This is a genomic window from Pseudoduganella albidiflava (genome assembly GCF_004322755.1).
Taxonomy (GTDB): domain Bacteria; phylum Pseudomonadota; class Gammaproteobacteria; order Burkholderiales; family Burkholderiaceae_D; genus Rugamonas; species Rugamonas albidiflava.
Genome location: NZ_CP036401.1, coordinates 445,230 through 464,653, shown reverse-complemented (window position 1 = coordinate 464,653; position 19,424 = coordinate 445,230). Strand labels below are relative to the sequence as shown.

General features: G+C 67.2%; 13 protein-coding genes. 6 read left to right on the top strand and 7 right to left on the bottom strand.

Annotated features, from left to right (window positions below; genetic code table 11):
- Window positions 1-19 precede the first annotated feature (19 nt).
- Genes kdpB through EYF70_RS01975 form a run of 3 tightly spaced genes read right to left on the bottom strand, consistent with a single transcriptional unit; the run spans window position 20 to window position 3,918 of the window.
- On the bottom strand, window positions 20-2,095 hold the full coding sequence (gene kdpB / locus EYF70_RS01985) for a potassium-transporting ATPase subunit KdpB (protein ID WP_131143895.1): 2,076 nt from the start codon (window positions 2,093-2,095) through the stop codon (window positions 20-22).
- A 9-nt stretch (window positions 2,096-2,104) separates the two neighbouring features.
- A complete protein-coding gene (gene kdpA / locus EYF70_RS01980; RefSeq protein ID WP_131143894.1) occupies window positions 2,105-3,823 on the bottom strand; it encodes a potassium-transporting ATPase subunit KdpA in 1,719 nt (572 codons plus the stop codon).
- Window positions 3,820-3,918, bottom strand: a complete 99-nt coding sequence (locus EYF70_RS01975) for a potassium-transporting ATPase subunit F (protein ID WP_131143893.1) — start codon at window positions 3,916-3,918, stop codon at window positions 3,820-3,822. Before EYF70_RS01975 ends, kdpA begins: the two co-directional genes overlap by 4 nt.
- Before the next feature lie 355 nt (window positions 3,919-4,273).
- On the opposite strand from EYF70_RS01975, the gene EYF70_RS01970 reads away from it, so the two are divergent.
- The 4 genes from EYF70_RS01970 to parC are packed head-to-tail and all read left to right on the top strand — an operon-like array spanning window position 4,274 to window position 12,130.
- Window positions 4,274-6,271, top strand: a complete 1,998-nt coding sequence (locus tag EYF70_RS01970) for a DNA topoisomerase IV subunit B (protein ID WP_131143892.1) — start codon at window positions 4,274-4,276, stop codon at window positions 6,269-6,271.
- Window positions 6,272-6,284: 13 nt separating this feature from the next.
- The gene (locus EYF70_RS01965) at window positions 6,285-7,988 is read left to right on the top strand and encodes a molecular chaperone HscC (RefSeq protein WP_131143891.1); all 1,704 of its coding nucleotides are present in this window, start codon (window positions 6,285-6,287) and stop codon (window positions 7,986-7,988) included.
- Complete coding sequence (locus EYF70_RS01955) at window positions 7,985-9,757, top strand: J domain-containing protein (protein ID WP_165497555.1); 1,773 nt, start codon at window positions 7,985-7,987, stop codon at window positions 9,755-9,757. Before EYF70_RS01965 ends, EYF70_RS01955 begins: the two co-directional genes overlap by 4 nt.
- Window positions 9,758-9,787: 30 nt before the next feature.
- Window positions 9,788-12,130 carry a DNA topoisomerase IV subunit A gene (gene parC, locus EYF70_RS01950; RefSeq protein WP_131143888.1) on the top strand — a complete coding sequence of 781 codons (2,343 nt, stop codon included), beginning with the start codon at window positions 9,788-9,790 and terminating at the stop codon, window positions 12,128-12,130.
- Between the two features lie 524 nt (window positions 12,131-12,654).
- Here parC and EYF70_RS01945 read toward each other — a convergent pair.
- The 3 genes from EYF70_RS01945 to EYF70_RS01935 form a co-directional block, all read right to left on the bottom strand.
- Window positions 12,655-13,719: a patatin-like phospholipase family protein gene (locus EYF70_RS01945; RefSeq protein WP_165497554.1), complete on the bottom strand. Its 1,065-nt coding sequence runs from the start codon at window positions 13,717-13,719 to the stop codon at window positions 12,655-12,657.
- A gap of 281 nt (window positions 13,720-14,000) precedes the next feature.
- Window positions 14,001-14,468 (bottom strand): hypothetical protein, encoded by a 468-nt coding sequence (locus EYF70_RS01940; protein ID WP_131143886.1) that lies wholly within the window; start codon window positions 14,466-14,468, stop codon window positions 14,001-14,003.
- 142 nt (window positions 14,469-14,610) lie between these two features.
- Complete coding sequence (locus EYF70_RS01935; RefSeq protein ID WP_131143885.1) at window positions 14,611-16,020, bottom strand: IgA Peptidase M64; 1,410 nt, start codon at window positions 16,018-16,020, stop codon at window positions 14,611-14,613.
- 113 nt (window positions 16,021-16,133) lie between these two features.
- On the opposite strand from EYF70_RS01935, the gene EYF70_RS01930 reads away from it, so the two are divergent.
- A complete protein-coding gene (locus EYF70_RS01930) occupies window positions 16,134-16,733 on the top strand; it encodes a sigma-70 family RNA polymerase sigma factor (protein WP_371861699.1) in 600 nt (199 codons plus the stop codon).
- Window positions 16,730-17,425, top strand: coding sequence for an anti-sigma factor (locus EYF70_RS01925; protein WP_131143884.1), 696 nt, complete (start codon window positions 16,730-16,732; stop codon window positions 17,423-17,425). Before EYF70_RS01930 ends, EYF70_RS01925 begins: the two co-directional genes overlap by 4 nt.
- Here EYF70_RS01925 and EYF70_RS01920 read toward each other — a convergent pair whose 3' ends face one another.
- Window positions 17,426-19,423, bottom strand: a complete 1,998-nt coding sequence (locus EYF70_RS01920; protein WP_131143883.1) for a TonB-dependent receptor — start codon at window positions 19,421-19,423, stop codon at window positions 17,426-17,428. It lies immediately after the preceding gene.
- Window position 19,424: the final 1 nt, after the last annotated feature.

Sequence of the window (19,424 nt, the reverse complement as noted above, 5' to 3'; positions counted from 1 at the left end):
GGTTCCTTTCAGACGTCGTTCAGGCGAAGTGCAGCGCGGCCAGCGCCATGTCGATCAGCTTGATGCCGATGAACGGCAGCACCAGGCCGCCCAGGCCATACACGAGCAGGTTGCGGCGCAACAGCACGGCGGCGCCCAGCGCCCGGTACTTCACGCCTTTCAAGGCCAGCGGGATCAGGAACACGATGATCAGCGCGTTGAAGATCACCGCGGACATGATGGCCGAGCCGGGGCTGGCCAGGCCCATCACGTTCAGGCTGTTCAATTGCGGATAGGTGCCCACGAATGCCGCCGGGATGATGGCGAAGTACTTGGCCACGTCGTTGGCGATGGAAAAGGTGGTCAGCGCGCCCCGCGTCATCAGCATCTGCTTGCCGATTTCCACGATCTCCAGCAGCTTGGTCGGATTCGAATCCAGGTCGACCATGTTGCCCGCTTCCTTGGCCGCCTGGGTACCCGTGTTCATCGCCACCGCCACGTCGGCCTGGGCCAGTGCCGGCGCGTCGTTGGTACCGTCGCCCGTCATCGCCACCAGCCTCCCCTCGGCCTGCTGGTGGCGGATCAGCTTCAGCTTGTCCTCGGGCGTCGCTTCGGCGAGGAAATCGTCGACGCCCGCCTCGGCGGCGATGGCCGCCGCCGTCAGCCTGTTGTCGCCGGTGATCATCACGGTGCGGATACCCATCTTGCGCAGTTCGGCAAAGCGCTCGCGGATGCCGGCCTTGACGATATCCTTCAGCTCGACCACGCCCAGCACCCGGCCGCTGTCGACCACCACCAGCGGCGTGCTCCCGCGGCGCGCCACGTCGTCCGCCAGGCGCGCCACCTCGGCCGGCCAGTGGCCGGCCTGCCGCTCGACATGCTTGCGTATCGTGTCGGCAGCGCCCTTGCGCAACTGTCGCTCGCCGATATCCACGCCGCTCATGCGCGTCTGCGCCGTGAATTCCACGAATGCCATGTCCTCTTCGGCTCCCGCGGCAACCAGCTCATGCGCTCTTTCGTCCATCGCAAACCGCTGGCGCGCCAGCACGACGATGCTGCGTCCTTCCGGCGTCTGGTCGGCCAGCGAGGCCAGGTTCGCCGCGCTGGCCAGCTGTTCTTCCGTCACGCCGGGCGCCGGCAGGAACGCGGCCGCCTGGCGGTTGCCGTGCGTGATCGTGCCGGTTTTATCCAGCAACAACACGTCGACATCGCCGGCCGCCTCCACCGCCCGGCCGGAAGTGGCGATCACGTTCGCCGCCATCATGCGGCTCATGCCGGCCACGCCGATGGCCGACAGCAGGCCGCCGATCGTGGTGGGAATCAGGCACACGAGCAGGGCGATCAGCACCGTCACCGATACCGGCGCGCCGCTGCCGGAAGCCTGCACGGCGAACAGCGAGAACGGCAGCAGCGTCACGGTCACCACCAGGAACACGATGGTCAGCGCGACCAGCAGGATGGTCAGCGCGATCTCGTTCGGCGTCTTCTGACGTTTGGCGCCCTCCACCATCGAGATCATGCGGTCGATGAACGCCTCGCCGGGATTGACGGCGACGCGCACCACCAGCCAGTCCGACAGGACCCGGGTGCCGCCCGTCACCGAGGAGAAATCGCCGCCCGATTCGCGGATCACCGGCGCCGATTCGCCCGTGATCGCGCTTTCATCGACGGAAGCGACGCCTTCGATCACCTCGCCGTCGGCGGGCACCACGTCGCCCGCCTCGACCAGCACCGTCATGCCCTTGCGCAGGTCGCTGGCCGGTACCGGCAGCCAGCTGGTGCCGTACTTCGGCGTGGCCAGCTTCCTGGCAGTGACCTGCTGTTTCAGCGCACGCAGCGACGCCGCCTGCGCCTTGCTGCGGCCCTCGGCCAGTGCCTCGGCGAAGTTGGCGAACAGTACGGTGAACCACAGCCACACGGCGATGGCGGCGATGAATCCGGGGCTGGCTTCGCCTCCGCCGGTGGCGGCCTGCGCGGCCAGCAGCGTTGTGGCGATGCTGCCCACGTAGACGACGAACATGACCGGGCTGCGGAGCTGCACGCGCGGGTGCAGCTTGCGCAGCGCATCCAGCGCGGCGGCTCCCGCCAGCCGGCGGTCGAACAGGGTGCTATCCATGAAAACCTCTTAGTGGAAAAGTTGCAGGTGCTCGACGACCGGGCCGAGCGCCAGCGCGGGCACGTAGTTCAGCACACCCACCAGCAGCACGACACCGATCAGCAGTGCCACGAACAGCGCGCCATGGGTCGGCATCGTGCCGGCCGTGACGGGCAGCCGCGCCCTGCCGGCCAGCGAACCGGCGATCGCCAGCACCGGCACGATCACGCCGAAGCGGCCGAACCACATGGCGATCGCCAGCATCGTGTTGTAGAACGGCGTATTGGCGGACAAGCCGGCAAACGCGCTGCCGTTGTTGTTGGCGGCGGAACTGAAGGCGTACAGGATTTCGGAGAAACCGTGCGCGCCGGGATTGGCGATGCCCGCCGTGCCGGCCCCCGCCACCACCGCGATGGCGGTACCGGAAAGCACCAGCAGCGGCGTGACCAGGATGGCGATCGAGGTCACCTTCATCTCGTACGGGCCGATCTTCTTGCCCAGGTATTCCGGCGTGCGGCCGATCATCAGCCCGGCGATGAACACGGCCAGGATCGCGAACACCAGCATGCCGTACAGCCCGGAGCCCACGCCGCCGAAGATCACCTCGCCGAACTGCATCAGCAGCAGCGGCACGGCGCCGCCCAGCGGCATCAGCGAATCGTGCATGGCATTCACCGCGCCGCAGGAGGCGACCGTGGTGACGGCGGTGAACAGCGCCGAGGCGCCGATGCCGAAGCGGGTTTCCTTGCCTTCCATGTTGCCGCCCGACTGCAGCGCGCCCGCCGCCTGGTCGACACCCAGCGCCTGCAGTGCGGGATGCGCCGCCTGCTCGGCCGCGAACACCGCGAGCGTCATCGCCACGAACACGATCGTCATCGCCGCCAGCACGGCCCAGCCCTGGCGGAGGTCGCCCACCATGCGGCCAAACGCGAAGCACAGCGCGGCCGGGACCAGGAAGATGGCGATCATCTGCACGAAGTTGGTGAACGCCGTCGGGTTCTCGAACGGATGCGCCGAATTGGCGTTGAAGAAGCCGCCGCCGTTGGTGCCCAGCAGCTTGATGGCTTCCTGGGAGGCGACCGGGCCCATGGCGAGCACCTGCACGCCGCCATCGAGCGTGGCGACCTGGCGGTACGCGTCGAAGTTCTGGATCACGCCCTGGCTCATCAGCAGGACCGCCAGCAGCAGCGACAGTGGCAGCAGCACGTACAGCGTGGCGCGGGTGGCGTCGACCCAGAAGTTGCCGATGGACCCCGTGGCGCGGGCCGCGAATGCCCGGATCAGCGCGAACACCACGGCGATGCCGGTGGCGGCCGAGAAGAAATTCTGGCCGGCCAGCGCCACCATCTGGGTCAGGTAGCTCATGGTCTGCTCCCCCGCGTAGCCCTGCCAGTTGGTGTTGGCAACGAAGCTGACGGCCGTGTTGAACGACGAATCCGGGCTCACGCCGGGCAGCGCCTGCGGATTCAGGGGCAGCCACCCCTGCAGGCGCTGCACCGCATACACGAACAGCGTGCCCAGCGCGTTGAAGACGATCAGCGCGGTGGCATAGGCTTGCCAGCCCATGGTCCGGCCGGCCGGCACGCCGGCGGCGCGATACAGCGCTCCTTCGAACCGGTGCAGCCAGCCCAGGCCCCGGATCGGGCCATCGCCCTCGCCCACCCGGGCCAGGAAGGCACCCAGCGGCCAGGCCAGCGCCAGCAGCACGAACAGGAAGGCGCCCAGCAGGATCAGCGATGGGGTCGTCACAGAGCCTCCGCCTTCAGCAGCGCCACCAGCAGGTAGACGAACAGGGCGGCGGCAGTGGCGGCGCCGGCCACGTACACGACTTCGGTGGGGTTCATGGCCGGCCCCCCAGGCGGGCGCACCCCGCCGCCATCCCCCATGCCAGCGCGGCAAACGCGCCGATCAGTGCCAAAAACACGCTATCCATCGCTTTCCTTCCAGCTGTTGTCATGGAAGGAAGGTTATCGACGGGGGTCTAAAAACGGGGTAAAGACTTGCCGCCCCTGTGTAAACAAAGTATAAAAACGCCTTTTTACTGTATATTCATACAGCATTTGTATAATGCGTCCCACCCGGCGGCACCGTGTCGATGCGAGAGCGCTTGCTTTCCGGCCCGGCGCCTCGGCTAGAATGCCGGACTATCCGCTACCGCGTCCACCATCCGTTACAGCTTCAATTACGCAATTTGCAAGTATGGCCACCAAAAAACCAGTTTCCGACTACAGCGAATCATCGATCCGCGTCCTGAAGGGCCTCGAACCCGTCAAGCAGCGTCCCGGCATGTATACCCGCACGGAAAATCCGCTGCACATCATCCAGGAGGTGATCGACAACGCATCCGATGAGGCGCTGGGCGGCCATTGCCGGAACATCGTCGTCACGCAGAACGGCGATGGCAGCATCACCGTCGAGGACGACGGCCGCGGCATCCCGGTCGGCCTGCACCCGGAAGAAAACGTGCCCACCGTGGAAATCGTGTTTACCCGGCTGCACGCCGGCGGCAAATTCGACAAGGGCTCGGGCGGCGCGTACGCGTTTTCCGGCGGCCTGCACGGTGTCGGCGTATCCGTCACCAACGCACTGTCGAAGCGGCTGGAAATCAATGTCTGGCGCAAGGACGACAAGGGCAACGGCTACCACACCATCGCCTTCGAGAACGGCGACCTGGTGCAGCCGCTGACGTCCGGCCCGGCGCCCAAGGATGGCAAGAAGTCCGGCACCCGCGTCACCGCCTGGCCGGACGCGAAGTATTTCGATTCGCCGCTGATTTCCCAGGTCGAGCTGCAGCGCCTGCTGCGCTCGAAGGCGGTGCTGCTGCCGGGCGTGACCGTCACGCTGAAGAATGCCAAGACGGGCGACGTGCAGACGTGGCAATACAACGACGGCTTGCGCGGCTACCTGACGGAAGCGCTGGCCCAGACCGGCAACGGCGAAACCTGGGTGCCCCTGTTCGAGGGCGAGCAGTTCGCCGGCCCGGACGCGGAAGGCTTCGCGGAAGGCGAAGGCGCCTCATGGGTGGTGGCATGGACGGAAGAAGGCGCCATCATGCGCGAATCCTACGTGAACCTGATTCCCACGCCGAATGGCGGCACGCACGAATCCGGCTTGCGCGAAGGCTTGTTCGGCGCGATGAAGAACTTCGTCGAACTGCACTCATTGTTGCCGAAAGGCGTGAAACTGCTGCCGGAAGACGTGTTCGCGCGTGCCTCGTTCGTGCTGTCGGCGAAGGTGCTCGACCCGCAATTCCAGGGCCAGATCAAGGAACGCCTGAACTCGCGCGACGCGGTGCGCCTGGTCTCCACGTTCAGCAAGCCGGCGCTGGAGCTGTGGCTGAACCAGCACATCGACTGGGGCAAGAAGCTGGCCGACCTCGTCATCAAGCAGGCCCAGTCGCGCCTGCGCTCGGCGCAGAAGGTGGAAAAGAAGAAATCGTCCGGCGTGGCCGTGTTGCCGGGCAAGCTGACCGATTGCGAATCGACCGACGTGTCGCGCACCGAACTGTTCCTGGTCGAGGGCGACTCGGCGGGCGGCTCGGCGAAGATGGGCCGCGACAAGGAATTCCAGGCCATCCTGCCGCTGCGCGGCAAGGTGCTGAACTCGTGGGAGACGGACCGCGACCGCCTGTTCGCCAACAACGAGATCCACGACATCGCCGTGGCGATCGGCGTCGACCCGCACAGCTTCAGCGACACGCCGGACCTGTCGAACCTGCGCTACGGGAAAATCTGCATCCTGTCGGACGCCGACGTCGACGGTTCGCACATCCAGGTGCTGCTGCTCACGCTGTTCTTCCGCCACTTCCCGGCGCTGATCCAGAACGGCAATATCTGCGTGGCGCGCCCGCCGCTGTACCGCGTGGATGCGCCGGCGCGCGGCAAGAAGCCGATCCAGAAGCTGTATGCGCTCGATGACGGCGAACTGACCGCGATCGAGGACAAGCTGCGCAAGGATGGCCTGAAGGATGGCAGCTGGAGCATTTCCCGCTTCAAGGGCCTGGGCGAGATGAATGCCGAGCAGCTGTGGGAAACCACCATGAATCCCGATACGCGGCGCCTGCTGCCGGTGGCGCTGGGCGATTTCGCCCACACCGAGGCGGCGGCCCGCTTCAACATGCTGATGGGCAAGGGCGAAGCCGCCGCCCGCCGCGCATGGATCGAGGAACACGGCAACGAAGTCGAAGCAGATATCTGACAACGGACCTGCGATGATCATCGGGATCGATCTCGGCACCACCAACAGCCTCGCCGCCATCTGGCGCGACGGGCAATGCGTGATCGTGCCCAATGCGCTGGGCGAGCACCTGACGCCATCGTGCGTCAGCCTGGACGAAGACGGCACCATCCTCGTCGGCAAGGCGGCGCGCGAGCGCCTGCACACGCACCCGCACCTCACGGCCGCCACGTTCAAGCGCTACATGGGCACGGACAAGCGCATCCGTCTCGGCAGCCGGGAATTCCGGCCGGAGGAACTGTCCTCGATGGTGCTGCGCGCGCTGAAGGAAGATGCCGAAGCGTTCCTTGGCCACCCGGTCGAGGAAGCGATCGTCACCGTGCCGGCCTATTTCAGCGATGCCCAGCGCAAGGCCACCAAGGCCGCCGGCAAGCTGGCCGGCCTGAAGGTGGAGCGGCTGCTGAACGAACCCACCGCCGCGGCGCTGGCCTACGGCATCCGCGACCGCGAACAGGAAAGCAAGTTCCTCGTGTTCGACCTGGGCGGCGGCACGTTCGACGTGTCGATCCTGGAACTGTTCGAAGGCGTGATGGAAGTGCGTGCGTCGGCCGGCGACAATTTCCTCGGCGGCGAAGATTTCTCGACGATGCTGGTCGATGCCTTCCGCTCGCGCAGCGGCCTGGCCAAGGCGGGCGGCGTGGCGGATGCGGCGCTGGACCAGCGGCTGCGCGCCGAAGCGGAGCGCGTCAAGCGGGTGCTGACCGAGCAGGCATCGGCCACGATGAGCGTACGCCACGGCGGCCAGGAATACCGCTGGGACGTGGACGAGGAAGCCGTCACGCGGCTGTGGGAACCGCTGCTGGCGCGCCTGCGCGCACCGGTCGAGCGGGCGTTGCGCGACGCCACGATCCGCGCCACCGAACTCGATACGGTGGTGCTCGCGGGCGGGGCCACGCGCATGCCGGTGGTGCGCAAGCTGGTCTCGCGCATGTTCGGCCGCTTCCCCGCCATCCACCTGGATCCGGACGAAGCGATCGCGCTGGGCGCCGCCGTGCAGGCCGGGCTGAAGATGCGCGATGCCGCGCTGGACGAAGTGGTCATGACGGATGTGGCACCCTACTCGATGGGCGTGGCGGTATCGCGCCAGATGGGGCCGAACCAGATCAGCCATGGCCACTACCAGCCCATCATCGAACGCAACTCGCCGGTGCCGGTATCGCGCACCGAGCCTTTCCAAACCGCATCCGACTACCAGAAAACGCTGCTGCTGCAGATCTACCAGGGCGAGGCGCGCATGGTGGCGGACAACGTCTACCTGGGCAAGGTGGAGTTCCCGATCCCGGCCCGCAAGGCGGGCGAGGTCGCCATCGACGTGCGCTTCACCTACGACATCAGCGGCGTGCTGGAAGCGGAAGTCACGGTACTGGAAACGCAGGAAAAGCACCGTGTCGTCATTACCGACAACGCGGGCGTGATGAGCGAGCAGGAAGTCGCGCAGCGGCTCGAAGAACTGGCGGCGCTGAAGATCCACCCGCGCGACCAGATCGAGAACCGCACGCTGGCCGCGCGCGCCGACCGCATGTATGAACAGTTGCTGGGCGATGCCCGGCAATACCTGGGCAACCAGATTTCCGCCTTCCACGCCGCGCTGGAAACACAGGATCCCGCGCGCGTGCGCGATGCGCGCACGGCGCTCACGCAGGTACTGAAGCATTTCGAAGACGAGCACTATCTATGAATGCCGGTCCGTGGGAACTGCTGGGCCTGCGTCCCGGCGCGGACGAGCGCAGTGTCAAGCGCGCCTATGCGGCGCTGCTGAAGAAGACGCGGCCGGAAGACGATCCTGAAGCCTACCAGCGGCTGCGCGAAACCTACGAGCACGCGCTGGCCCTGGCGCGTCGGCATGCCGCGCAGGCGGAGCCGGTGGCCGAAGCCGCTGGCGCCGTCATGGTGGAAGCCGCCGTGGTGGAAACGGCGGTGGTGGAAGCCGCGGTGGTGGAAGCCGCCGTGGTGGAAACCGCGGTGGTGGAAACCGTCATGGTGGAAGCCGCAGGGGCTGCAGCCAGCGATGTGCAAGCCGCCGAGGTTCCCGTCCCGCCGGCCATGCCGGACGAGATGGCGTTGCGCCGGCAAGCCTGGAGCGACGCCGCGCCCCTGTGGCAGGATTTCCTGGAACACTGGGACGCTGACCGGCGCCTGTCACTCGACACGATCGCTGGTGGCGGTTCGCCGCTGTCGCTGCTGGGCCACGAGGCGCTGGAAGTGATGGCGGCGCGCTCGTGCGCCAGCGACGATTGCGATCCCGCCCTGCGCGAAGCCGTGGTCGAGTACTTCCGCTGGCACGAGGATCACCGCCACATGGAACGCATCGATGGCGATACCGTGCATCATGTGCTGGACCGCTACCGGGCCGACCTGGCGTTCCTCGACCTGTATGCACGCTACGACGCCAACGTACTGAGCGCCCTGGTCGCGAACGAGCCGCCACGCTTCGCCTTGCGGCTGGCCGACAGCAGCTTCGTCGGCGGCATGCGCCAGGCGGTGCGGCAGGTGCGCTGGCAGGCGCCGGAACTGCTGGGCTTCCGGCTGGACCGCACCGTGTTCGAGTGGTGGGAACAGCGGGTTCTCGCACCGCGCATCACGCTGCAGCTGATCGTGCTGTGCGTGGTTGCCGGCCTGGTCTTGTTCGGTATCTCCGCCGGCGTCACCGGCGGGTCGCTGGACGGGTGGGGCTGGTGGCGGTTCCTGGTCTGCGAAGCGGCAGCGCTGGCCGCCGGTGCCTGGGTGACGTTCAAGGCGCCGCCCATGGCGGGCGCGCTACTTCGCTGCAAGGTCGAGCATGTCGACCCGCTCCTGTTCGGCGACCGCTACCTGCTGGGCCGCTATGGCTGGCTGGCCCCGTTCACTGTCGTGACGCTGGCGATGTTCGTGCCGGAACCCGGGGCCGTGCTGTACGCGGCAACTGCCGTGGGTATGGCGGCCTGCGCCGCGGCGGCGCTGTTCGGCGCCTCGCCCGCGCTGACAATGCAGGGCTACGCGCTGGTGGCGGTATCCGGCCTCATGCTGAGTGGCTTCATGCATGAGGTTTTCCCGGGCTACCACGTCGTGGCCTTCGTGGGCGTGGTGGTGTGCCTGCAAACGCTGTTGCTGTCGCACGGCATGCGGCAGCACGACCTGGGCATGGCGGGGCCCCGGCTGCTGGCCGTGCGCATCGGCTGGCTGCTGGGCAGCGTGGCGTTGTTTCTCGCGCCTTATTACATGGCGCTGCCCGCCGGCGCCGCGCTCCTGCTGTGGCTATGGGTGCTGGGTGGCGTCATCATCGGCAGTTTCTCGGCCCGCCTGCTGATCGTGCTGCCGGCCTGGTTCGTGCTGTGGTTGCTGGCAGCCGCAAAGCGTGATTTGTTGGCGGTCCAGCCCGAAACGCGCGTCGTGGCGCTCGAATCGCTGCTGCTGGCATTGGCGATCTGCATGGCCCAGTCGTTGTGGCGCAACCGGCGCGCCCACTGAATCCGAATACTTTTCACCGAATACGAAACGATGTCCAATCAAGCAAACCTCTTCGACGAGACCCCCGGCAATAACGGGAATGGCGGCAACGACGGCAACGGCGGCGAATCGCTGACCCTGTCCACCTTTGCCGAACGCGCCTACCTCGACTACGCGATCTCCGTAGTCAAGGGCCGCGCCCTGCCCGACGTGTGCGACGGCCAGAAGCCGGTGCAGCGCCGCATCCTGTATTCGATGAACGAACTGGGGCTGAACGCCACGGCCAAGCCCCGCAAGTCCGCCACCGTGGTCGGCGACGTGCTGGGCAAGCTGCACCCGCACGGCGACCAGTCGGTGTACGACGCGCTGGTACGCATGGCGCAGGACTTCTCGCTGCGCTACCCGCTGATCGATGGCCAGGGCAACTTCGGCTCGCGCGACGGCGATGGTGCCGCGGCGATGCGTTATACCGAAGCGCGCCTGACGCCAATTGCGAAACTCCTGCTCGACGAGATCGACCACGGCACCGTGGACTTCATCCCGAACTACGACGGTTCGACGGAAGAGCCGGCGCTGCTGCCGGCGCGCCTGCCGATGGCGCTGCTGAACGGCGCTTCCGGCATCGCGGTCGGCATGGCCACCGAGATACCGTCGCACAACCTGCGCGAAGTGGCCGCGGCCACCGTGGCGCTGATCCGCAACCCGAAGATCACGCACGCCGAGCTGATGGACCTGATGCCGGGCCCGGACTTCCCGGGCGGCGGCCAGCTGATCACGCCGCAGGCGCAGATCGCCGACATGTACGCCTCCGGCCGCGGCAGCATGAAGGTGCGGGCCCGCTGGAAGATCGAGGAACTGGCGCGCGGCCAGTGGCAGGCTGTCGTGTACGAACTGCCGCCCGGCACCTCGGCACAGAAGGTGCTGGAAGAAATCGAGGAATTGACCAATCCGAAGGTCAAGCTGGGCAAGAAGGCGCTGTCGCCGGAACAGCTGGCGCTGAAGCAGCAGATCCTCGGCGCGCTGGACACGATCCGCGATGAATCGGGCCGCGCCGCGCCGGTGCGCCTGGTGTTCGAGCCGAAATCGAAGAACCAGGACCAGAACGAATTCATGCTGATGCTGCTGGCGCATACGTCGCTGGAAACGTCGGCGCCGATGAACCTGGTGATGATCGGCGGCGATGGCCGCCCGCGCCAGAAGGGCCTGACCGAGATCCTCACGGAGTGGATCGCCTTCCGCTTCGCCACGGTTACGCGCCGTACTCAACACCGCCTGGCCAAGGTCGACGACCGCATCCATATCCTGGAAGGCCGCGAAACGATCCTGCTGAACATCGACGAGGTGATCCACATCATCCGCAATGCGGACGAACCGAAGCAGGCGCTGATCGCCCGCTTCAACCTGTCCGACCGGCAGGCCGAGGATATCCTGGAAATCCGCCTGCGCCAGCTGGCACGGCTGGAAGCGATCAAGATCCAGCAGGAACTGGCCGAGCTGCGCAAGGAAAAGGGCACGTTGCAGGACCTGCTCGACAATCCTTCGTCGATGAAGCGGCTGATCATCCGCGAGATCGAAGCCGACGCCAAGCAGTATGGCGATGCGCGCCGCACGCTGATCGAGGAAGCGCAGCGCGCCACCGTCGAACAGAAGATCGTCGACGAACCGGTCACCGTGATCATTTCGCAGAAGGGCTGGGTGCGCGCGCGCACCGGCATCGGCCATGACCGCGGCCAGTTCACCTTCAAGGCCGGCGATGCGCTGCACGATGCGATCGAATGCCGCACCGTCGACACCCTGCTCGGCTTCGGCGACAACGGCCGCGTGTACTCGGTGCCGGTGGCCGCGTTGCCGAACGCGCGCGGCGACGGCGTGCCGATCACCACGCTGGTCGACCTGTCCGGCGGCGCGCGCCTTCTGCACTACTTCGCCGGCCCCGCCTCGACGCAACTGCTGATGGCCTCCGATGCCGGCTTCGGCTTCGTCACCAAGGCGGGCGACATGGTCAGCCGCCAGAAGAGCGGCAAGTCGTTCCTCACGCTGGACGATGGCGCCAAGCCGCTGGCACCCACCGTGGTGCTGCCCGAGGCCAGCGCGATCGCCGTGGTGTCCGAGAAGGCGCGCCTGCTGGTGTTCGGCATGGACGAGATGAAGGTGCTGTCGAACGGCGGCCGCGGCGTGACGCTGATGGAACTGGAGCCGAAGGAAAAACTGGTGGCCGCCTGCGCGATCACGCAGAAAGGCGTGACCGTCATCGGCATCGGCAACGCGCAAAAGGTCAAGGAAGAGAGGATGACGCCGAACGCGCTGGCCGAGGGCGAACACTTCGGCAAGCGCGCGAAGAAGGGCAAACCGATGCCGACCCGGATCAAGCCGACCGGGTTGCTGCCGAACTGATCTTTCAACGCGTGCTCTCGTGCGCTGCCGATACTGAAAAGCCCGGGATGAGTCCCGGGCTTTTTTACGCCCGCCAGCGCATTGGTGTCGGCATCGCATGGAATATCGGCGGCCCTGGGGTCAGACCCCCATCACCGCTACCGACAGGGCTCGCTGCCAATGGTGACGGGGGTCTGACCCCGGCACTTGCTGTCCGTGTATTTCAAGCAGCCGACCGCTTTCGAGCGCGTGCTCTGCTGCGCCGTCGATACTGAAAAGTTCGTGGCGCCAGCGCTGGTGTCGGACACTTTTTCCGGGTGATGTTCCCGGAAAAGGTGTCGGACACCGGTCTTCCCTTCCGGCGTCGGCATTGCATGCGAAACCGGCGGCCCCTGGGGTCAGACCCCCATCACCGCTACCGACAGGGCTCGCTGCCAGCGGTAACGGGGGTCTGACCCCGGCACTTCCAGCGGCAACGGGGGTCTGACCCCGGCACTTGCTGCCGCCGCCTGGGGTCTGACCCCGGCACTTGCTGTTACCGTGTTTCAGGCAGCCGACCGCAGCAGCGGCCGCGGCGCCGTGCGCGCCAGGTATTGCTGCGCCGCCGCGTATCCCGCCTCGTAGCGGCCCGCCACGCCCTGCTGCGAAAAATCGTGGTCGCCACCGGCCGGCGCCGGCGTGGCGGCGATCACGTGCAGGTTCTTCAGCGCGCGCAGGCGCATCAGCCAGGCGAATGCCGGCATCGCCTCCACGGCCGTGCCGGCCGCCACCGTCTCCAGCTTGTCGAGCATCGCCACGAAGCCGTCGAGCTTTGCATCGCCGCCATACTGCGCCCAGAAGCGGTTCTGGTATTGCAGCGCGATCGTGCGCGTCTGCACTTCCTGCATGGTGGCCGGCGTCGGTTGGCCCTCGGTCGGGAACAGGTCGACGACGAAGATCGGCAGCGAGCCGATTTCTTCCGGTTCCAGCAGGTTCAGCAGCGAATCGATCGGCGTGTTGGAAAACAGCCCGCCATCCCAGTAATCGGTGCCGTCGATGCGGGTGACGGGAAAGCCCGGCGGCAGGCTGCCGCTGGCGACGACATGGGATGGCGTGAGCTTCGTGCGCACCGCCCTGTGGTAGCAGCTGTCCACGTGCGCGCCATGGGCCACGTGGTTGGAGAACGTGGTTTGCCCGCCCGTGTGCAGGCTGGTGGCCGTCACGCCGAAGCGGATGTGCGCGGGATCGTTGAGCTGCTCGAAGTCCAGGTGGGCCGCCAGCGTGGCAAGCATCGGCGCCGTGGTGCAGAAGCTGGTCCAGCCGGCCAGGTTCCAGTAATCGGTACGGGACAGCCAGAAGTTCGGATTGCCCAGCAGTGACAGGTCGGCCTGCTTGTCGGCCGGCAGGAACGGCACGGTGGGCAGTGTGATCGCCTGCCACATCTTCTTCAGGCTGGCGGCGATATCGCCATCCTTCGCGCCGGCGATCGACGCCGCGTTGATCGCACCGATCGACACACCGGTGACCGCCCTCGGATACCAGCCTTCCTCGACCAGCGCCGTGACCACGCCATACTCGAACGCCCCCAGCGCACCGCCACCTTGCAGGATCAATGCCATCGGCTTTTTCATGAACTCCTCCATACGAACAGATCAAGAGAAGTTCCAGATTGCCGGGCGGACGCGAGGCGGTGTTGATCCGCGTCAATGGCTCACGGAAAGCAACAGCGGCGCAGAAACCGCCGATAGCGTTCGCGGATTTCGCAGGATGTCCGGAACGAACACCGGTGTCCGACACCACAGCGCTACAGCGTTGCTGCCCCTGACCGCATCGCATGTCGCTCACTGAACGGCAAAACGCCCGGGGCCGTGTCTTTCAACACGGCCCCAGGCGTTCTTACTGCGCTGCCGGCTTAGTGCTTGGCAGCTTCCTTCTTCACGTCGGCATTGGCCTTGGCGATGGCTTCATTGGTCTTGGCGGCGGCCAGCGCTTTTTCCTTGTCGGCTTCAGCCACTTCCTCGGCTACCTTGGCATCGGCCTTGGCGATTTTCTTGGCGGCCGTGGCATCGGCGGCGGCGATCTTCTTGTCGGCCTTGGCTTCAGCCTTCAGGCGGTCTTCCGGATCGGCGTCGGCCACTTTTTCACCGGCCTTCAGGTGTTCCTTGTTGGCCTTTTCCTGGGCCTTGGCGACCTTCTCATTGGCCTTCGACTGGGCTTTCGCTACGTCTTCATCCGCGTTGGCCACTTTCTTGGCCTGCTTTTGCTGTGCCTTGGCGATGTCCTGCTGGGCTTCGGCCTGGGCCTTGGCGACATCGTTCGACTGGGCGTAGGCCGTGGTTGCAAAGACGCCGGCGATCAGGGTTGCGAGCAGTTTGTTCATGATAGACACCTTTCCAGTGGTTTTATCGGAGTACGTTCTTGTACGTTGTTGAATGCGTTTTGTTCTGTCACGGGATCAGAATAAAGTTTCCAACCGATATCCACTGTGCGGTATCGAACCTAGTAACATTTTGTTATCTTTCTTACTTTCTTCCCGGTCGCGAGTAGAGATCGATGGTCTGCCCCACCGCCTCGGCGCACACGGCGCAGAAGGCTTCGCTGCGGTCGAACATCAGGCATTGCTGCTGCGAGCGGTAGTAACCCTTGGCCTCGTAGTTGGCGCCCTCGAACGCGCCTACCGTCTTCGCGTGGGGTGCCTGCGAGAACAGGCGCCCGGTCCAGGCAAGGTCCTCGGCGAACAGCTTGCTCATCTCGGCCTCGGGCCGGTTGTCCTCGCGCAGCTGGGCCCGCACCTTCTGGTACTCGCGCGAATGGGCCTCGTAGGCGTCCTTCGGCCACGGTGTCGGCAACGGCGTGCCCGGCTTGACGAAGTGCCGCCACTTCACATTGGCCGGATCGTGCAGCGCCGTCACGTTCGGCTCCCACGGCTCCGGGCGCCCGGCGCTGGCCTGGTAAGCGACAGGCGACGTGTAGTACTCGTCCGCCAGCCCGGCGAAGTGGTGGCCGAACTCGTGCACGAACAGGTAGTTGGCCCAGTCGTTGTTGGCCGCCGCCGTGCTGAACTGGCCGTAGATGCCGCCACCGCCGTAGGTATCGTTGTTGACGAGGATCTCGATGAACTCGTAGGGCGCGTGCTGGGCGATATCGCGCAGCGCGCGGTTATCCGTGGTCAGCACATAGCGCTCGCTGCCGAAGATGTCGTAGCGGGTGTTCAGCGCCGAAGCGTGATGGGTGTTCGTCGACGGCCGGCTGACGCCCGGCTCCTCGGTCGGCACGGCCAGGCCCCACACGTTGAAGTCCTGCGCGCGTTCCTTGAACGGCGACACGGTGAACAGGTAGTCGGCCAGGCGCTTCGCGGTCTGCTCGAACTTCTTCAGCTCGGCGCGCGTGTAGCCGTCGCCGAGGATCAGAAGGTCGACCTTCTGCGGCGATGGCCCGCTGACCCGGATCGGGATCGGCCGCGCCGGCGCCGGCGGCTGCTTGCGCACCACGTCGAGCGCGTCGGTGTCGACGTCGGCCGTCCACACGATGGAGAACTGGTTGCGCTCGTCCCGTTTCAGGATGCGCACCTTGACCGGGGCGTCTGGTTTCGGAAAGCGCACCGATTCGCCGAACGCGCGCGTCGCCCTGCTCGCCTCGTCGGTGGTCTTCCACTCGCCGAACACGGTGGAATAACCGCGCGAGTACAGCAGCTTGCCCGTCTTCGCATCGACCACTTCCACCTTGTTGATGCCGCGGTCGGTATCGTCCAGCGTGCGCGTCATGTCGCCCGGCCAGGGCAGCGGCTCGATTACCACGCGGTCCAGCGCGTAGTGCTCCGACAGCGCATTGCCGCTGTGGAGATAGTCGACGCGCACGGTGGCGGGTTGGGCGGCAAAGGCCGTGCCGGCGCAGGCGAGACAGGCCAGGCCGGCGAGGGAAAACGCGCGCATACAAGCTCCTGTAAACAAATGTGGCGGCCATTGTAACCGCGGCACCGGCAGTCCTTGCCCGCCCGGACAAAGCAGGATAACCTGCAGTCACCATCCGCCAGCCACCGAGCGCCGTGCCCTACGACACCCCGAAAGATCCGGACCAGATTCCGGATTACCTGCACGGCCTGCTGCTCGCCGCCGCCCGCCGCGATGCGCAAGCATTCCGCGCGCTGTACGACGCCACCGCGCCACGGCTGTTCGGCTTTGCCCTGCGCATCCTGCACAAGCGCGAACTGGCCGAGGAGGCGCTGCAGGATGCCTACGTGGCCATCTGGCATGCCGCCGCCACCTACCAGGCCGCGCTGGCCGCGCCGATGACATGGATGGCGACCATCGTGCGCAACAAGGCGCTCGACATCCGGCGCCGGCAGGACCATCCGGTGGAAATCGATGCGGAAGGTTTCGACAGCGATATCGTCGCCGCGCTGGCCACGGCCGGTCCCGGCCCGGAAGATGCGCTGCAGCGCTCGGCCGAGGCGCAGGCGCTGGCGCGCTGCCTGGCCACGCTGGAACGCCGCCACCAGCAAGCCATCGGCCTGGCGTTCTTCCATGACCTGACGCACGGCGAAGTGGCGCAGCAGCTGGCACTGCCGCTCGGCACGGTGAAAACCTGGATCCGCCGTGGCCTGGACCGGCTGAAGACTTGCCTGGCACGCGGGGAGGCGCCATGAACCACCGCGACCATCCCGACCTGTGCGACCGCCTGGCCGCCGAGTACGTGCTCGGCACGCTGCAGGGTGGCGCGCGGCGCCGCTTCGAAGGCTGGCTGCATGGCGACGCGGCCCTGCGCCGCACGGTGGCCGAATGGCGCGACCGGCTGGTGCCGCTGGCCGAATTCGCGCCGCCGCAGGAGCCGCCGGCCCGCGTATGGCGCGGCATCGCCCAGCGCCTGCGCCTGGAGGATGGCGCGGCGCGGCCGTGGTACCGCGAGGCGCTGCAATGGTGGCGCATGCTGGCCGGCGCTTCCACCGCGGCGGCCGTGGCGCTGGCGGTGGTGCTTGCCGTGCAGGAGCCGGCATCCAGCATCGACACCTTCGCCGCGCTGACGGACGACAGCGCGCGGGCCGCGGTACTGGTCACGGCGGACCGCCGCAACAAGGTGATCGCCATCCGCGCGGTGAGCGGCACGCCGGTGCCTGGCGACCGCACGCTGCAGCTGTGGGCCATCACGCAGGCCGGCACGCCGCGTTCGCTGGGCATCCTCGACGAACGGGGCAGCGCCGCGATCGCGCTCAGCGACCGGGCTCTGGGGCCGGATGTCGCGGTGCTGGCCGTCAGCCTGGAGCCGAAGGGCGGCTCGCCGAACCCGAACGCGCCTACCGGGCCGGTACTGTACAAGGGTGCCTGGGTGCGCGTGCTGTGATCAGAACGCGTGGCTGAGCGTGAGCCGCACGGTGCGCGGTTCGACGGGGTGGAAATGCACGTCGTCGCGCCCGGCTAGTCCGGCCCGCGCCTCGGCCGGCAGGCGCGACGCATAGTAATACTCGATGTCGCTGGCCTGCCGGTCGAACAGGTTGAACACGTCCAGCGCCAGCCGGGTGTGCTGGCCGAAGCGGTAGCCGATGCGTGCCGCGGCCAGCGTGGACGGTCGCGAGCGCACGCTGCCGTCCTCCACCAGGGCACGCGGCCCCAGGTAGCGCACGTCGAAGCCGGCCGACCAGCGCCCGCCGGCCGGCGCATGGCGCACGTCCAGCGTCGCCATCCGTTCCAGCGCGCCAGGCACCCGGTCGCCCTCCTCCGCCGGCCGCGTGTAGCGGGCCCGCGAAACGGCCAGGTCCAGGTCGGCCCGCCATGACCCGCGCTTCAGTTGCGTATTCCACTCGATGCCACGCCGCCGGCTGGCGCGGCTCGGCTCCGTGGTGCCGGCATCGCCCACGTAGACCAGCTCCGAAGCGCTGCCCAGGCGCCATGCCGTCAGCGATGTCTCCAGCCCCGGCGCCAGCTCGCTGCGCAGGCCTAGCTCCATGCCGCGCGTGCGCACCAGCGGCGTCACGCCATCCACCACGCCCCGCGCATCGTTGCTGTGGAAGCCATGGCCGGCATTGAAGAACAGTTCGGTCTTGCGCCACGGCCCGGCAATCACGGCCAGCTTCGGCGTGGCGATCGTGGCATCGGCGCGGCGCCCGTCGACATCGAAGCGGTAGGCGTCGCCGCGCAGTCCGGTGACCGTGCGCAGCCACGGCGTCCACTGCACCGAGCTCTCGGCGAACACGCCCGCGCTGCTCTCCTTCACGCGGTCTTCGCGCACGGTGGCCGTGGTGCGCCGTGCCACGGTCGTGTACAGCCCGACTGGCGACACCCGGTCGCTGCGCACCTGCACGCCGGCGCGGTTGTCCAGTTCCAGCCCGGCCAGCGTGCCGCGCCACGCATACTCCGCATCGCCGCCCAGCATCAGGCGCCGCTCGCCCTGGCGGAACTGGTCGCCGTCGTCCGGCCGGTCCAGCGCGTAGGTGAAATTGCTGTACAGGTCGAGCGCCGAGCGCACCGCCCACGCGTTCAGTTCGACGCGGCCACCGCCCCACGGCCCCTGCCGGCCGGCGGACAGGCTGTAGCGCGAGGCCCGGCCGCCGTCGCTGGCATCGAGGCTGCCAAAGCGGCCGACCTGCGCCACGGCGCGCAGCGGGATCTGGTCCGTCGCGCGCCAGCGGTTGCGGTAGGCCATGGCCGTCACGTACCAGCCATCTTCGGCGCCGCCTTCCCCGCTTCCGCCGCTCCAGCGCAGTACGCCGGAGAAACGGCGCACGTCTTCCGGAACGGTCCAGGGCCCGTCGTTGCGCTGCACTTCGAGGCCATACAGCAGCCTGTCCGCTGAAGTACCGGCCACTGTCGTCCCGGCCAGCACCGCGCGCCGGTAGCCACGCTGGCCCGCCGTGATGCTGGCGGTATCCGGCACGGTGTCGGCCAGCCCGATGCGCGCGCTGCCCGCCGAAGCGAAATCGCCGTCGCCGGCGGCATACGGCCCCTTGCGGTAATCGATGCGCCGCACCAGCTCCGGCATCACGAAGTTCAGGTCCGAATACCCCTGGCCGTGCGCATGGCTGCGCATGTTGACGGGCATGCCGTCGACGAAGGTGGCGAAATCGGTGCCGTGGTCGAGGTTGAAACCGCGCAGGAAATACTGGTTGGCCTTGCCGTCGCCGCTGTGCTGGGTGACGGCGAGGCCCGGCACGAATTCGAGCAGTTCGCCGGTACGCAGCAGCGGCCGGGCCGCGATCTCGGCCGCGCCCACGCTGCCGGCGCTGGCCGCATCGGCGCCGCCATCGCGCTGGCCGGTGACCTGGACCACGGCCATGCCGGGTTCGGCTGCCGCGCAGCAGGTCGCCGCGAGCAGGCCGCCCGCGGTGAAAATGGTTCGCCACATG

What these genes read in the sequence shown, in the direction of transcription:
- EYF70_RS01955 (WP_165497555.1), top strand. Translation starts at nt 7,985, where the DNA reads ATGAATGCCGGTCCGTGGGAACTGCTGGGCCTGCGTCCCGGCGCGGAC.
- EYF70_RS01945 (WP_165497554.1), bottom strand. Translation starts at nt 13,719, where the DNA reads ATGAAAAAGCCGATGGCATTGATCCTGCAAGGTGGCGGTGCGCTGGGG.
- parC (WP_131143888.1), top strand. Translation starts at nt 9,788, where the DNA reads ATGTCCAATCAAGCAAACCTCTTCGACGAGACCCCCGGCAATAACGGG.
- EYF70_RS01975 (WP_131143893.1), bottom strand. Translation starts at nt 3,918, where the DNA reads ATGAACCCCACCGAAGTCGTGTACGTGGCCGGCGCCGCCACTGCCGCC.
- EYF70_RS01920 (WP_131143883.1), bottom strand. Translation starts at nt 19,423, where the DNA reads ATGTGGCGAACCATTTTCACCGCGGGCGGCCTGCTCGCGGCGACCTGC.
- EYF70_RS01940 (WP_131143886.1), bottom strand. Translation starts at nt 14,468, where the DNA reads ATGAACAAACTGCTCGCAACCCTGATCGCCGGCGTCTTTGCAACCACG.
- EYF70_RS01965 (WP_131143891.1), top strand. Translation starts at nt 6,285, where the DNA reads ATGATCATCGGGATCGATCTCGGCACCACCAACAGCCTCGCCGCCATC.
- kdpB (WP_131143895.1), bottom strand. Translation starts at nt 2,095, where the DNA reads ATGGATAGCACCCTGTTCGACCGCCGGCTGGCGGGAGCCGCCGCGCTG.
- EYF70_RS01970 (WP_131143892.1), top strand. Translation starts at nt 4,274, where the DNA reads ATGGCCACCAAAAAACCAGTTTCCGACTACAGCGAATCATCGATCCGC.
- EYF70_RS01925 (WP_131143884.1), top strand. Translation starts at nt 16,730, where the DNA reads ATGAACCACCGCGACCATCCCGACCTGTGCGACCGCCTGGCCGCCGAG.
- EYF70_RS01935 (WP_131143885.1), bottom strand. Translation starts at nt 16,020, where the DNA reads ATGCGCGCGTTTTCCCTCGCCGGCCTGGCCTGTCTCGCCTGCGCCGGC.